Below are 14,720 nucleotides of genomic sequence, written 5' to 3'. Positions count from 1 at the left end.
AAACCCCACCGCAATGATCCACCGCCTCCTCTCCCTCGCCGCCGCCCTAACCCTAACCGCCTGCGCCACCCAGCCCGCAGCGGTCAACAGCGCGCCCAAACCCCTCTGGGCCTTCCAGCAAAGCGACCTGCCTCCAGACCCAGCGTTCCGCTATGGCCAGCTCCCCAACGGAATGCGCTTTATCATCCGCCGCAACGCCACGCCCGCAGGCACCGCGCAAGTGCGCATGGACATCGCCACCGGCTCGCTGGACGAGCGCGAGAGCGAGCGCGGGTTTGCCCATTATGTCGAGCATATGGCCTTCAACGGCTCCACCCACGTGCCCGAAGGCGAGATGATCAAGCTGCTCGAACGCAACGGCCTGTCGTTCGGTGCAGATACCAACGCGCAGACCTCGTTCGAACAGACGCTCTACATGCTCGATCTACCCCGCGCGGACCCAAAGCTGCTCGATACCGCGCTGATGCTGATGCGCGAAACCGCCAGCGAACTGCTGTTCGACCCTGAAGCCGTTGCACGCGAACGCGGCGTCGTCCTGTCCGAATTGCGCGATGGGCAAGGGTGGCAGCGCACCAATCTGGAAGACCAGCTCGCCTTCTTCTATCCGCAGGCCACCTACCCCAAACGCCTGCCCATCGGCACCATCGACGCACTCAACGCCGCCACAGCAGACACGCTAAAGGCCTTTTGGGCGCGCGAGTACGTGCCATCGAAAACCACCATGGTCATCGTCGGCGATTTCGATCCTGACGTGGTCGAAACCGCCATCCGCACCCGGTTTGCCGATTGGCAGGCAAAGCCCGAAACCCCGCGCCCCGATCAGGGCAAGGTCGATCCGAAACAGAAAGCCGCCGTCGATATCCACATCGACCCATCGCTGTCCGAACGCGTCACCGCATCGCGCCACGGCCCGTGGAAGGACGAGCCCGATACCATCGCCAACCGCCGCACCGCGCTGCTTTGCCAGATCGGTTATGGCGTGGTCAACCGCCGGTTTCAGCGCATGAGCCGCACCATCGATCCGCCGTTCCGGGGCGCAGGATTCGGCACCAGCGAGGTGTTCAAGATCGGCCAGACCACCAACCTGATCGTCGATACCACCGATGGCGGCTGGCAACGCGGGTTCGCCGCCGCCGCCGGAGCCTATGCCCGCGCGCTCAAAGGCAGCTTCACGCAAGGCGAGATCGACGAGCAAGTCGCCAACATCCGCACCGCGCTGGAAAACGCCGCTGCCGGGGCCGACACCCGCCCCCACAGTGCGCTCACAGGCGCCGCCCTCGCACTGGTTCGCGATGAACAGGTGCCCACCACTCCCCAATCCGGGCTGGACCGCTTCAACCAGTTCGCCCCCACCATCACACCGCAAACGGTCATGGCTGCGCTCAAGGCCGAGGCGATCCCGCTCAAAGACCCGCTGATCCGCTTTCAGGGCCGCACCGCGCCCAAGGGCGGAGAGCAGGCCCTGCGCCAGACTTTCAGCAAAGCCAGGCGCGCCAAGGCCCCGGCGGGCGAAGTCCCCGCGCTCATCCCCTTTGCCTATACCGATTTCGGCCCGGCTGGCACGGTCGTGTCAGACACCACCGAGCCGCTCTACGGCATCCGCCAGATCCGCTTTGCCAACAACGTACGCCTGAACCTTAAACGCACCGATCTTGCCAAGGACCGCATCCAGCTCAGCCTCAATCTTGATGGCGGCGAAATGCTGGATAGCAAGGCCGAGCCGCTGAACACGGAAATGACTGCTGTCCTCGCCCGGGGCGGACTTGCCAAGCATAGCGAGGACGATCTGCAAACCCTGCTGGCCGGGCGCTCGGTATCCCTCGGCCTTGGCACATCGGGTGATGTGTTCGATACCAGCGCCACCACCACCCCGCGCGATCTGGCGCTGCAATTGCAAGTGTGGGCCGCGCTGCTGATGGACCCCGGCTACCGCCCCGAAGGCGAAGTGCTGTACCAGCAGAACATCGCCAACTTCTTCGCCCGCCTGCGTTCCAGCCCCGGCGCAGCGCTGGCCAACAGCATCGGCGGCGTACTGTCAGACGATGATCCGCGCTTCACGCTCCAGCCCCAACCGGCCTACAGCGCGCTGACATATGCCACCTTGCGCAAGGCCATCACCAGCCGCCTTTCACGCGGAGCTATCGAAATCGCCGTGGTGGGCGATATTGACGAAGCCGCCACGATTGATGCGGTGGCCCGCACGTTCGGCGCGCTGCCACCGAGGGAGGCCGACTTCCGCCCCTATTCAGCCGAACGCCAGCGCAGTTTCACCACTACACGCGGCCCGCGCATCGTGCGCCACACCGGCGAAGCCAACCAGGCGATCATCCGCATGATCTGGCCCACCCGCGATGATAGCGATGCCGACGAGGCAATGGCTTTTACCCTGCTGGCCGAAGTCACCGGCATCGAAGTGCTTGATACGGTCCGCGAAAAGCTGGGCAAAGCCTATAGCCCCGGTGCCTCCAGCAGCCTCAGCCGCGTTTGGACCGGCTATGGCACTTTCACCATCAACGCCTCGGTCGATCTGGCAGACCTTGCCGCCACCCGCGCCGCTTTGCGTGAAACCATGCGCACTCTGGCCACCACGCCGGTCGATCCCGACGTTCTGCAACGCGCCCGCGCCCCGATGCTTGAACGCATCGACAATGCGCTGAAAACCAACAGCGGCTGGATGGCCTTGGCCGAACGCGCGCAAACCCAGCCAGACCGCCTGCAGCGCGCACAAAGTGCCCGCGCGCGGTTGGAAACCGTCACCGCCGCCAATCTGCAAACGCTGGCCCGCCGCTATCTCACCCCCGAACAAGCGGTGGAATTGCTGGTCCTGCCCGAAGACGCGCCAACACCTGTCAAATGACGCTTCTCAAAAACAAAGCTGCGTCCCCGCGAAGGCGGGAGCCTCGGTGTTCTAACGGAATCCTAGCGTAAAAGGCCTGAGGCCCCGCCTTAGCGGGGGAGCCGCGCTATTAAGATAGCGCAACACAAAAGCCCTCTCCCGCTCATCCTGAGCTTGTCGAAGGATCACCCCACCCGCAACCCCGCCAGCGCCAACCCCGCATGGCATTCCGCCAGCCAGTCCAGATCCAGCACCTCGGCCCCCACCGGCTCAAACACACCGCGCCACAGTGCAGCATGAATGATCCCGCCCGTCACGCTATGCGCTGCCATTTTTGGATCGGTGCAGGCAAATTCGCCGCGCTCCACGCCGTGGATGATCAGCCGCTCCACGGCACCAAGCACGCAGATCGTCGCCGTTTCGTGATAGAACCGTGCGAGTTCGGGGAAATTGCGCCCCTCGCCCACAATCAGACGCGGCAGAAATGCGGTGTCGGGGCTGGCCAGACGCTTCATCGCGTTCTTCACAAATGCGCGCAGCAGTGCCGGTGCAGGCAGCGCACCATAGTCGCTGGGCAGCAGCGCGGGCATGATCTCGGTAATGACTTCGGAAACCAGCGCCCGGAACAGCGCTTCCTTGCTATCGAACGCGAGATAGAGCGCAGCGCGGCTGATGCCCACGCGCTTGCCCACGTCTTCCATGCGCGCGGCAGCAAAGCCGCGTTCAGAAAATTCCTCACGCGCTGCATCAAGAATGCGTGTCCGGCGATCAGGGGGCGTTACGCGTGGCATGGCACAACAATATCTGACGCTTGCGTCATGTAAAGGGGCCAGCCACCAAAGCTCGGAAAAGGCGGTGGCAGGCTGTCTCTAGTGCCGCGTGGGGTGCATTCGTGGAGAGACCAGCCTGCCACCAGAAGGACAAATTCCCGTCCTTGGGGTAAGCGGACGATACCCCCAGTCCGCCACAGCAGCGCTATTGTTTTCCTACTTACGCAAAGGTCGCTAGGCTCCGAATCATGTTTTCGCCCACCCCCTTTTGCCGCACCCTTCGCAAATCAACGCGGGGCCTTGCTCTGGCAATGAATGGGGTCGTCGGAAGTTGGAGAAATCCAAAGCCGAACCGGTGCGAAAAGCACTCCTTGAACCGTGTAAACTGTGTAAACCCCCTTCAGGAAACTCCCGCTCTTCCTTAACAGATTGCGCCACGCTCGGGGTTGCTCTTCGTGGCCCGAGGTTGCATAGGCCGCCCCAGAATCTCCCGTGTTGCAGTGTCCGAAAGGCCCCCGTCGATGAAGGTCCGCGTCCTGGTAACTCTCAAGAACGGCGTGCTCGATCCGCAGGGCCGCGCTATTCACCACGCGCTTGAAGGCTTAGGCTTTACCGGCGTCAACGATGTGCGCGCGGGCCGCGTGATCGAACTTGATGTGGCAGACAGCACCTCGGACGAAGCGCTTGACGATATGTGCCGCAAGCTGCTGGCCAACATGGTGATCGAAAACTACCGCATCGAAAAGGCGGCCTGAGGAAGGAACCTGTCCCATGGCATTCACCTCTGCCGTCATCACCTTCCCCGGATCGAACTGCGACCGTGACATGGCCGTGGCGATTGAACAGGTCTGCGGCGGCACCGTCCACCGCGTGTGGCACGGCGATGCCGATCTGCCGAAAGACCTCGATTTCATCGCGCTGCCCGGTGGCTTTTCCTACGGCGATTATCTGCGTTCAGGCGCGATGGCCGCCCGCTCGCCCGTGATGAAGGCAGTGGTCCGCGCGGCTGAGCGTGGCGTGGCGGTGCTCGGGGTGTGCAACGGCTTTCAGGTGCTGACCGAAGCAGGCCTGCTGCCCGGCGCGCTGATGCGCAATGCTGGCATCCGCTTCGTGTGCCGCGATGTGGCGCTGACGGTGGAAAACGCCCAGTCTCTGTTCACCGCAGGCTACGCCCCGGGTCAGCAGATCACGATTCCCGTGGCGCACCACGATGGCAATTACTTCGTCGATGATGCCACGCTCGACCGGATCGAAGGCGAAGGCCGCGTCGCGTTCCGTTATGCCGAACCAGTCAACGGCTCAGCCCGGAACATCGCAGGCGTGCTTAATGATCGCGGCAATGTGTTGGGCATGATGCCGCACCCCGAACGCATGATCGAGGCCGCACACGGCGGAGCCGACGGTCGGGCTGTGTTCGAAAGCGTGGTGCGCGGGCTGGTTAGCGCCTGAAGACAGGGCTTCAACCAGCCTTTCGCTGGCGGTAACTGGCCTTGGCAAACAGGCTCAACGCATCGGCCGGGCTCATCGGGCGGCCGAAGTAATAGCCCTGAATCTTCTTGCAGCCGATCCGGCGGATCACTTCCAGTTCCAGTTCGGTTTCAACGCCTTCGGCCGTGGTGGACATTTCCAGACTGTCGGCCATGGCCACCACCGCACGGCAAATCGCCAGGCTTTCCGGGTTGTCCTTGGCCGCGCCCTGCACAAAGCTGCGATCAACCTTGATCGTCGAAAACCGCATCTTGCGCAGATAGCCGAGCGAGGAATAGCCGGTGCCGAAGTCGTCGAGCGCCACGCCGCAACCGATGCCCATCAGGTTTTCCAGCGTCAACTGCGCAGTGGCCCCATCGCGCACGAAGATGCTCTCGGTCACCTCGATTTCCAGCCGGTGCGGCGAAAGCCCGCTGGCGGTCAGTGCGCCAACCACGGTTTCGGCAAAGTAGGGATCGAGCAGTTGCTCACCCGAAACATTGACTGCAATCTTGATGTTATCAGGCCACTTCATCGCTTCATGGCAGGCGGTGCGCAGCACCCATTCGCCAATCGGCACGATCAGGCGCGTATCCTCAGCGATCGGCACAAACTTTGCAGGGCTGACGCTGCCATGCTCGGCGCTGTTCCAGCGCAGCAGCGCCTCGAAGCTTAGCACTTTTTCGGTCACCGCATCGACGACCGGCTGATACATTAGCGAAAATTCGTGACGTTCGAGCGCGTGGCGCAGCGAGAATTCCAGCTTGCGCCGCTCTTCCGCATGCGCGTGGAGCGAGGGTTCATAAGTGCAATGCCGCCCGCCACCTTCATCCTTGGCGCGATAGAGCGCAAGATCGGCGTTGCGCAACAAGGTCTCTACGCTCGTCCCATCGCGCGGGCCATAAGCCGTGCCTACGCTGGCACCAACATAGAGCGTGTGGTGATCCACCTCGTAGGGTTTGGACAGTGTCGAGATGATCGCATCGCCCAGGTCTGCCACGCGCTGCGGATCAGCGGCATCGCGGATCACCACGGCAAATTCATCACCGCCCAGCCGACCGCAAACCTCGCCCTCGGCCATGATCAGCCGCAACCGTTCAGACACGAGCGCGAGCATCTGATCACCCACGAGGTGGCCCAGCGTATCGTTGATCGCCTTGAACCGGTCGAGGTCGATCATCATGAAGGCACAATCGGTGCGCCACTTTTCGGCATAGGCCATCGCGCCCGCCAAAGCCTCGGTCAGCATCAGGCGGTTGGGCAGGCCGGTGAGCGTGTCATAGCGGGCAAGGTAGGCGATCTTTTCGGCGCTTTCGCGCTGTTCGGTCACATCCGAGCCGACCCCCCGAAAGCCCACGAATGCGCCGTTTTCATCGAACTTGGGCGAGGCGGACAGTTCCCACCAGCGCGGGGAGCCGCGCAGGGTGACGCGGACCAGCAGGTTGGAAAAACTCTCGCGGCGCTTCAGACGCTCGGCCAGATCGTGCAGGCTGGAATGGAAGTGGCCACTGTCCCATGATTCCCCGGCGATCAGTTGGATCAACGGCTTGCCATCGGCGTCTTCCGGGTCCTCGCCCAGCGCGAACGCGAAGCGCGGGCTGACCGAGCGGACGCGGCGGCCTGCATCAATCTGCCACAGCCAATCGGCATCGCCCTCTTCGAATTCACGCAACAGGAGCGAGACGACTTCGGCCTTTTCCGCCATCCCCGCCTCGGCCACCCGCGCGCCCAAGAAACTGCGCGCAGCTTCGATGCCGCCAACGCTGACAATCGCGACAAAGGCCGCTGCCACGCCAGCCGCCGTATACTGCCCCCACCACGCGAACGTGACGATGGCCGAAAACCCGACGACGCCTGAAAACATCACGGTCGCAATCGGCAAGGCAGCAAAGGTTACCGCCATGCCAGTCATAAGCATGGCCAGCACTGTCCACAGCGTCATGCGGTGCTCGGCATCACCAAACGGCGAAAATGCCAGCATCGGGATGGCCCATACGGCGGCCACTGCCAGCGAGCTAACCGTCTGGCGGTGCATTTCCTGCCGACTGACGCGCCTGCGATCCGCATCGATCAACGAGCGATCATACCGCGCGCCATAGATCAGTGTACCGATCAGCAGTGTCATCCAGCCGATCAGGATAGCCGGATTCAGAATGAAGGCGAAAATCTGGATGACCAGCAATCCGGCCAGGGCATGGCCGAACAGGCGGGCAAAGGTCGAGCGCGCCAGACTGGAGTATTGCAGACCGCGCAATCGTCCCCAATCGCCTTCGGTCGGCTCGCGCAGGCCAATCACCGCAAGCACAGGCAATTTTTCGGCACGCGTTTCGGCAGGAATGGTTGGGGCGCTTGTCACATACTGGTGCTTACCGCTGAAGTGTTATTCAAATGTAAGCAAACCGGACTGTCTGTGGGGTCTGGCAAACAAAAAAGAGCCCGCCGCGCTCCTAGCCGAAACGCGACGGGCTGGACTTTCCTCCCCAGGAAAGATCCTTAAGTGGCTGGTGCCAAAGCGTTAACGCCCAAGCGCCGAGCCAAGCCGGTGGTAAAGGTTTGAGAACTTGACCGATTCAGGCTGGTCCTCAATCGCCTTCAAATAATGCAACACCGCTTCGCGGATCAGCTTGAAATCTTCGGTCGAGAGGACCGCGCGGGCACGTGCTGGTTCAGCCATTGTGGGTCTCCTGCTTGATTCTTCGGGGCTGGATTGCCCTTGAGGTTTGTTTGGGACGGAGAGGGTGGGACCCCCTCCCCCCCCCTCCCCTTTAGGGGAGGGGCTTTTGACGTTTAGGCGGCGAATTGGTTACCCCGCTGCTTTAGGCAGCGAATTGATTCCCCCGCTGCTTTAGGCAGCGAATTGATTCATCGTGTTGTGCGCCCCGCCAGCCTTGAGTGCGGCTTCGCCCGAGAAGTATTCCTTGTGGTCATCGCCGATGTCCGAGCCGGACATGTTCTGATGCTTCACGCAGGCGATGCCCTGGCGGATTTCCTCGCGCTGCACCTGCTTCACGTAGCCGAGCATGCCTTCTTCGCCGAAGTAGCGCTTGGCGAGGTTGTCGGTGCTCAGCGCAGCCGTGTGGTAGGTTGGCAGCGTGATCAGGTGGTGGAAAATGCCAGCCTGTGCCGCAGCATCGCGCTGGAACGTGCGGATGCGCTCGTCGGCTTCCACGCCCAGTTCGGTGCTGTCGTAATCCACGCTCATCAGCTTGGCCCGATCATAGGCTGACACGTCCTTGCCCGCTTCAACCATCGCATCGTAGACTTGCTGACGGAAGTTCAGCGTCCAGTTGAAGCTGGGGCTGTTGTTATAGACCAGCTTGGCATTGGGGATCACTTCGCGGATGCGGTTCACCATGCCACCGATCTGGCCGATGTGCGGCTTTTCGGTTTCGATCCACAGCAGGTCCGCGCCGTTCTGCAGCGAAGTGATGCTATCAAGCACGCAGCGATCTTCGCCGGTTCCGGGGCGGAACTGGAACAGGTTGGACGGCAGACGCTTGGGCCGCATCAGCTTGCCATCGCGGGCAATCAGCACATCGCCGTGGCCGAGGTTGGCAGGATCAACTTCATCGCAATCGAGGAAGCTGTTGTACTGGTCGCCAAGGTCGCCGGCTTCACGGGTATAGGCAATCTGCTTGGTGAGGCCAGCGCCCAATGAGTCGGTGCGGGCCACGATCACACCATCATCGACGCCCAGTTCCATGAAGGCATAACGAACGGCGCGGATCTTCGCGAGGAAGTCTTCGTGCGGGACGGTAACCTTGCCATCCTGATGGCCGCACTGCTTTTCATCCGAGACCTGGTTTTCGATCTGGATGCAGCAAGCGCCTGCTTCGATGAACTTCTTGGCGAGCAGGTAGGTGGCTTCTGCATTGCCGAAGCCTGCGTCGATATCGGCGATGATCGGCACGATGTGGGTCTCGAACTCGTCGATCTTGTGGAGCAGACGGTGGGTGTTGACCGCATCGCCAGCCTTCTTGGCGGCATCGAGATCGCGGAACAGCATGCCCAGTTCGCGGGCATCGGCCTGCTTGAGGAAGGTGTAGAGCTCCTCGATCAGGTCGGAAACCGACGTCTTTTCATGCATCGACTGGTCGGGCAGCGGACCGAATTCGCTGCGCAGCGCGGCGACCATCCAGCCCGACAGATAAAGGTAACGGCCCTTGGTGGTGCCGAAGTGCTTCTTGATCGAAATCATCTTCTGCTGGCCGATGAACCCGTGCCAGCAACCCAATGACTGCGTGTACTTGGCCGGATCAGCATCATAGGCGGCCATATCGGCGCGCATAATCTTGGCGGTGTATCGCGCGATATCAAGGCCGGTGTGGAAGCGGTTCTGCAGGCGCATACGGGCCACGGACTCAGGCTCGATCCCATCCCAGGTTTGTGCGAACGGCGCGATGGCCTTGCCTGCTTCGACGATCTTGCTGTGGTAGGTCATTCCCGTATTCCCTTGCGTGGTAAGCGTCTTGTTCGACTTGTCTAACCAAGCTTTCGCAGGTGCGAAATGCTGTGCGAGGTCATGTTGTCAAACTTTACAAGATATGCTTGTAAAGTTGTGCAGAGACTACAAAGGCCGTGTGTGATGTCGACAAGACCGCTTTATCTGGGGCCAAGGCTCAAGCGTATTCGCCGCGAATTGGGGCTGACGCAGCAGGCGATGGCCGATGAACTGGACATTTCGGCCAGTTACATCGCGCTGATCGAACGCAACCAGCGGCCCCTTACCGCCGATCTGCTGCTGCGGCTGGCACGCGCCTACAAGCTGGACATGGCCGATCTGGCGAGCGACGAGCGCGACGATTATGCGCGGCGGCTGAGCGATGCGCTGCGCGATCCGATCTTTGCCGACATCGATCTGCCCGCGCTGGAAGTGTCTGATGTGGCGGCCAGCTATCCGGGGGTGACCGAGGCCCTGTTGCGGCTTTACGGCGCGTGGCAGCGCGAACAGCAGGCACTGGCCGAACAGCGCAGCGCCCTGCCCGGCCCTGGCACCAGCGATCCGGTAGGCGAAGCGCGGCGATTCGTGGCGGTGCGGCGCAACTATTTCCCGACCATCGATTCGAAGGCTGAGGAACTGTCTGCCGAGATCGACAAGGCAGGCGGCGCGGCGGAATGGCTGCGGCTGCGCGGGGTGCGCGTGCGGTTTCTGCCGCCCGATGTGATGATGGACGCGGTGCGCCGTTATGACCGGCACAACGAGCAGTTGCTGGTTGATGATACGCTTTCACCATCGGGGCGGGCGTGGCAACTGATGCAGCACATTGCCTATACAGCGCTGCGGACTGAGATTTCGGGCGTCATCCGGGGTGAGAGCTTTTCCAGCGAGACGGCGGCGCAACTGGTGCGGCGTGCGCTGGCGGGATATGCGGCGGCAGCGCTGGTCATGCCTTATGACCGGTTTGCCCGCGCAGTGGATGCGCGCCGCTATGATCTTGAGGCGCTTTCGGGGCAGTTCGGCGCGAGTTTCGAGCAAGTGGCACACCGGCTGACCACGCTGAACCGGCCGGGGCAGGAGCGGGTGCCATTCTTCTTCATCCGCGTGGATGCGGCGGGCAATGTTTCGAAGCGGCTGGATGGCGCGGGCTTTCCCTTTGCTGCGCATGGCGGCGGGTGCCCGCTTTGGTCGGTGCACGAATGCTTCCGCACGCCGGGGCAGATTCTGACGCAGTGGCTGGAATTGCCCGATGGGCAGCTCTTTTTCTCATTGGCGCGCACGGTAACATCGGGCGGCGGCGGGTTTGACCGGCCCCGCACCACCCGCGCGATTGCGCTGGCCTGTGCGGCGGAACATGCGCCACGGCTGGTCTATGCCGCAGGGGCCGATCCGAAGGCGGCGCGGGCCACGCCCATCGGCGTTGCCTGCCGTCTGTGCCACCGCGCGCAATGCACTGCGCGCGCTGAGCCGCCGATCGGGCGCGATATCCTGCCCGATGATTACCGGCGCGGGGCCGAACCGTTCAGCTTTGCCGAAAGTTGATCGCACTACGCCGTGATCGCATTACTTGCAGCCGTCACCTTGGGGGGCTATCGGCGCGCTTCCTGCCGGGGGTCCCCGGACGAGAGAAAGTTCCGCAGTTGTCCAAGATCATCCCGCTTGCCGATGTCGATCCCGAACTGGTCGAGCAATTGCTCGACACCGCGTTCGAGCCTGAGCGGCGTGGTCGCACGGCCTACAAGGTGCGCGAAGGGATGGAAGCGCTGGGCAATCTTTCGTTCGCGGCGCTGGACGATTCGGACATGTTGGCAGGATCAATCCAAAGCTGGCCCGTGGGGCTGACTGATCGTGAGGGGCGGATGCATCCGATGATCATGGTGGGACCGGTTGCGGTAATGCCGCATCTGCAGGGCGAGGGCTTTGGCAAAGCGCTGATGACTGCAGCGCTGACCGCCATCGATCCACGCGCGCCACTGCCGCAAGTGCTGATTGGTGATCCTGAGTATTACGAGCGCTTCTTTGGTTTCAGCAATGCCCACACCGGTGGGTGGACTTTGCCGGGGCCGTATGAGCAGCACCGGCTGCTGTGCCGCACCGCCAATCCCGCCATTCTGCCGCAAGAGGGCACGTTGGGGCCTTGGCGGCGCTGATCTGATCTGGCATCGGCAAACGGTGCCCTATACTCCTCCCCCCGAACTTGCTGCGCTGAGCCTTGGCCAATTGGCCGAACAGGTGGCCGCGCGGAAAATTCCGCCGGTTGACCAGTGGAGCCCGCAGGAAGTGGGCGACAGTGAAATGCGCATTGCCGCCGATGGGCGCTGGTATCATCAGGGCGGGGAGATTCGGCGTCCGGCGATGGTGCGGGCGTTTTCCTCGCTGCTGATCCGCGATGCGGAGGGCCAGCACTGGCTGGTGACGCCGTTTCAGAAGCTGTCGATTGAGGTGGAGGACGCGGCCTTCCTTGCCACCGATATGCAGGTGAAGCTGGATGAAGCGGGGCGGCCAGCCATCGCGTTCCGGCTCAATTCCGATGATCTGGTGGTGTGTGGGCCTGACCATCCCTTGCGGGTGGGCGGGACAGCAGAAGTGCCGGCGTTCTACCTGATGGTGCGCCATGGAGTGGAGGCGCGGCTTAACCGCAGCACTTATGGCCAGCTGATCGATCACGCGCTGGCGCTGGCCGGGGATAAGCTGGCGGTGGAGAGCATGGGCGCGCGGTTTGCACTGGTGCCTGGACTGTGAGCCTGCTTTCGCGGTTGATGCGGCTTTATGAGGCGGGTCACGCCACGCCTTTGCAGGATCTGTATGAAGACTGGCGGCCCCTGCCCGAACACGGATTGCGGCCTGCGGCAGTGCTGATTGCGGTGACGGACCGGGTGGGGCATCCCGATGGGCCGGGCGTGCTGGTGACGCACCGCCCATCGCACATGCGGGCGCATCCGGGGCAAGCGGCGTTTCCGGGCGGCAAGCTTGATCCGGGCGAGACGCCGGTGGAAGCCGCGCTGCGCGAGGCGAATGAGGAGCTGGGCATAAGGCCCGAGGACGTGACCGTGATCGGCACAAGCGACCGGTTCCGCACCGGTACTGGGTACGACATTACGCCGGTGCTGGCGATGGTTCCGCCGGACCTGCCGATCTATCCCAACCCGGCTGAGGTGGCGGGATGGTTTGAGCCGCCGCTGGGCTTTCTGCTCGATCCGGCCAACCACGTGTGGCAATCGGCGCAATGGGAGGGCCGCACCGGGCGCTTTATCGAGATCTTATGGAACGAGCATCGGATCTGGGGCGTGACGGCGGCGATTATCTCCAATCTGGCCAAGCGGATGAGTTGGCATGATTGATCTTTTGCCAGCAGCGCAATGGACCGCGCGGGCCGATCTGGCGGCGCTGGTGGAGGCGCTTGATCCGCAAGCGCAGGGCAATTGCCGCTGGGTGGGCGGCGTGGTGCGCGATACGCTGCTGGGCCTTGTCCCCAAGGATATCGACATGGCGACGATCTTGTTGCCGGAAGAGACAGCCGCGCGGCTGCAGGCAGCGGGAATCAAGGTCGTGCCGACGGGCATTGCACATGGCACTGTGACTGCGGTGGTCAGCGGCGGGCCGGTGGAGATCACCACGCTGCGGCGCGATGTTTCCACCGATGGGCGGCATGCCACGGTGGCGTTCTCGTCCGACTGGCAGGACGATGCAGCGCGGCGCGATTTCACGATCAACGCGCTCTATGCCGATCCGCGCACGCTGCAGGTGTTCGATTACACCGGTGGGCGTGATGATCTGGCGGCGCGGCGGGTGCGGTTTATCGGTGATGCGCGCCAACGGATTCGCGAGGATTACTTGCGCATCTTACGCTATTTCCGGTTTCAGGCGCGGTTTGGTTCATTGCCTGCCGATGCTGAGGCTGAAAGCGCGGTCAGTGAGCTGGCAGCGGGGATGAAGGGCCTGTCGCGTGAGCGGGTGGGCTGGGAGCTGATGGCGCTGCTGGCCCTGCCGGATCCTGCGCCCACGATGCGGCGGATGTCGGAGTTGGGCGTGCTGGCGCAAGTGCTGCCCGAAGCGCAAGTGGCCTCGCTGGAAGCCTTGACCGCGCATGAGGCCGCGCTGGGCGTTGGGTCAGACGCTTTGCGCAGACTGGCGGCGCTGCTGCCTGCCGATCCGCCGCTGACCGATCAGGTGGCGGCGCGGCTGCGGCTGTCGGTGGCGCAGCGCAAGCGGCTGGCGTGCGCTGCGGCGCGGGATGGTGCGGCAACAGAGCCACCCGCGCTGGCCTATCGGCTGGGCATGACCGAGGCGCGCGACCGGCTGTTGCTTGACGGGCGGGATGTGGCGGCACTTGATGGATGGGAAGTGCCGACTTTCCCACTCAAGGGCGGCGCAATCGTGGCGCGAGGGGTGACAGCTGGGCCAGAAGTGGCGCGGATTTTGCGGACGGTGGAGAGCCGATGGGTGGCCGAGGGTTTTCCTGACGAGGCGCGTGTTTCGACACTGCTCGACGACGCGCTCACAGCGGACTAACAGGACCAGCACCACCCCCGTTCGTGTCGAGCGAAGTCGAGACACCGCCCAGTGTGTCTCGACTTCGCTCGACACGAACGGGATCAAGTTAGGCTTGTCTAATCTCAGCCCTTCCACTCGCGGCGTTCTTCGGCCGCGCGCAGGACTTCGTAGGACACTTGCAGCTTCTGGAACTGTTCTGCCGCCGCCTTGTCACCGGGGCGGACGTCGGGGTGGACTTCCTTGGCTTTGCTGCGCCAGGCCTTTTTCACCGCATCGAAATCGGCATCGGGATCAAGGCCCAAGACTTCCAGCGCGCGCAGTTCATCGCGACTGCGGGTGCCATCGCCCGAACCGCCCCATTCGGCCCATGCGGCCTGCCGATAACCCGAAGTGTCGCCGCGCTCGGCCTGTTCGCGCTGTTCGGCCTCTTCCTTGTCCAGCCCTTCGAAGTAGTTCCAGCCCTGGTTGTATTCGGCCGCATGCTGCTGGCAGAAGTACCAGCGGTCAGGATTGTTAGGAGATTTGGGCGCGGGGCAATCGCCCTTTTCGTTGCAGCCGGCACGGTCGCACAGCCGCACCGGGGCCGCATCGAACGCGCTGCCATAGCCGCGCCAGCGGGGGAAGCCCCAATCCGTCTTTCGTGTTGAACGCGCCATAAGAAATGCAAAGCCGAAGGCGGGGGCAAAGGTCAAGATGAACCCGATGACCGGAACGC

The 14,720-nt window shown here is 63.0% G+C and carries 13 protein-coding genes; 8 read left to right on the top strand and 5 right to left on the bottom strand.

The features are described 5' to 3' along the window. Positions 1–13: 13 nt before the first annotated feature. Positions 14–2,857 carry a M16 family metallopeptidase gene (locus AC2A1F_RS02000; protein WP_484207102.1) on the top strand — a complete coding sequence of 948 codons (2,844 nt, stop codon included), beginning with the start codon at positions 14–16 and terminating at the stop codon, positions 2,855–2,857. A 164-nt stretch (positions 2,858–3,021) separates the two neighbouring features. On the opposite strand, the gene AC2A1F_RS01995 is transcribed toward AC2A1F_RS02000, so the two are convergent. Continuing rightward, complete coding sequence (locus AC2A1F_RS01995) at positions 3,022–3,627, bottom strand: TetR/AcrR family transcriptional regulator (protein ID WP_484207101.1); 606 nt, start codon at positions 3,625–3,627, stop codon at positions 3,022–3,024. Between the two features lie 500 nt (positions 3,628–4,127). Here AC2A1F_RS01995 and purS point away from each other — a divergent pair, with 500 nt between their 5' ends. Together purS and purQ are read left to right on the top strand one after the other, a co-directional pair. Next, the gene (purS, locus tag AC2A1F_RS01990; RefSeq protein WP_484207100.1) at positions 4,128–4,361 is read left to right on the top strand and encodes a phosphoribosylformylglycinamidine synthase subunit PurS; all 234 of its coding nucleotides are present in this window, start codon (positions 4,128–4,130) and stop codon (positions 4,359–4,361) included. A gap of 16 nt (positions 4,362–4,377) precedes the next feature. Further along, a complete protein-coding gene (purQ, locus tag AC2A1F_RS01985; protein WP_484207099.1) occupies positions 4,378–5,055 on the top strand; it encodes a phosphoribosylformylglycinamidine synthase subunit PurQ in 678 nt (225 codons plus the stop codon). 10 nt (positions 5,056–5,065) lie between these two features. Here the strand turns inward: purQ and AC2A1F_RS01980 are convergent, their stop codons facing one another. The 3 genes from AC2A1F_RS01980 to AC2A1F_RS01970 all read right to left on the bottom strand — a co-directional run bounded on the left by AC2A1F_RS01980 (position 5,066) and on the right by AC2A1F_RS01970 (position 9,514). Beyond that, positions 5,066–7,429 (bottom strand): putative bifunctional diguanylate cyclase/phosphodiesterase, encoded by a 2,364-nt coding sequence (locus AC2A1F_RS01980; RefSeq protein ID WP_484207098.1) that lies wholly within the window; start codon positions 7,427–7,429, stop codon positions 5,066–5,068. A 159-nt stretch (positions 7,430–7,588) separates the two neighbouring features. Then, positions 7,589–7,747, bottom strand: coding sequence for a hypothetical protein (locus AC2A1F_RS01975; protein ID WP_011444689.1), 159 nt, complete (start codon positions 7,745–7,747; stop codon positions 7,589–7,591). A gap of 171 nt (positions 7,748–7,918) precedes the next feature. Further along, the gene (locus AC2A1F_RS01970) at positions 7,919–9,514 is read right to left on the bottom strand and encodes an isocitrate lyase (RefSeq protein WP_484207097.1); all 1,596 of its coding nucleotides are present in this window, start codon (positions 9,512–9,514) and stop codon (positions 7,919–7,921) included. Between the two features lie 141 nt (positions 9,515–9,655). Here AC2A1F_RS01970 and AC2A1F_RS01965 point away from each other — a divergent pair, with 141 nt between their 5' ends. The 5 genes from AC2A1F_RS01965 to AC2A1F_RS01945 all read left to right on the top strand — a co-directional run bounded on the left by AC2A1F_RS01965 (position 9,656) and on the right by AC2A1F_RS01945 (position 14,023). Next, complete coding sequence (locus AC2A1F_RS01965; protein WP_484207096.1) at positions 9,656–11,053, top strand: helix-turn-helix domain-containing protein; 1,398 nt, start codon at positions 9,656–9,658, stop codon at positions 11,051–11,053. A gap of 98 nt (positions 11,054–11,151) precedes the next feature. Continuing rightward, a complete protein-coding gene (locus AC2A1F_RS01960; protein ID WP_484207095.1) occupies positions 11,152–11,661 on the top strand; it encodes a GNAT family N-acetyltransferase in 510 nt (169 codons plus the stop codon). Positions 11,662–11,683: 22 nt separating this feature from the next. Further along, complete coding sequence (locus tag AC2A1F_RS01955) at positions 11,684–12,253, top strand: DUF1285 domain-containing protein (protein WP_484208146.1); 570 nt, start codon at positions 11,684–11,686, stop codon at positions 12,251–12,253. Then, the gene (locus tag AC2A1F_RS01950) at positions 12,250–12,852 is read left to right on the top strand and encodes an NUDIX hydrolase (protein WP_484207094.1); all 603 of its coding nucleotides are present in this window, start codon (positions 12,250–12,252) and stop codon (positions 12,850–12,852) included. Before AC2A1F_RS01955 ends, AC2A1F_RS01950 begins: the two co-directional genes overlap by 4 nt. Further along, positions 12,845–14,023 (top strand): CCA tRNA nucleotidyltransferase, encoded by a 1,179-nt coding sequence (locus tag AC2A1F_RS01945; RefSeq protein ID WP_484207093.1) that lies wholly within the window; start codon positions 12,845–12,847, stop codon positions 14,021–14,023. Before AC2A1F_RS01950 ends, AC2A1F_RS01945 begins: the two co-directional genes overlap by 8 nt. A gap of 104 nt (positions 14,024–14,127) precedes the next feature. Here AC2A1F_RS01945 and AC2A1F_RS01940 read toward each other — a convergent pair whose 3' ends face one another. Beyond that, positions 14,128–14,661 (bottom strand): J domain-containing protein, encoded by a 534-nt coding sequence (locus tag AC2A1F_RS01940; RefSeq protein WP_484207092.1) that lies wholly within the window; start codon positions 14,659–14,661, stop codon positions 14,128–14,130. Between the last annotated feature and the right edge of the window lie 59 nt (positions 14,662–14,720).

Source organism: Novosphingobium sp. HNCC26BN242 (assembly GCF_057180525.1).
Note: the sequence above shows the minus strand (reverse complement) of the source record. Positions and strands in the feature narration are given on the sequence as shown.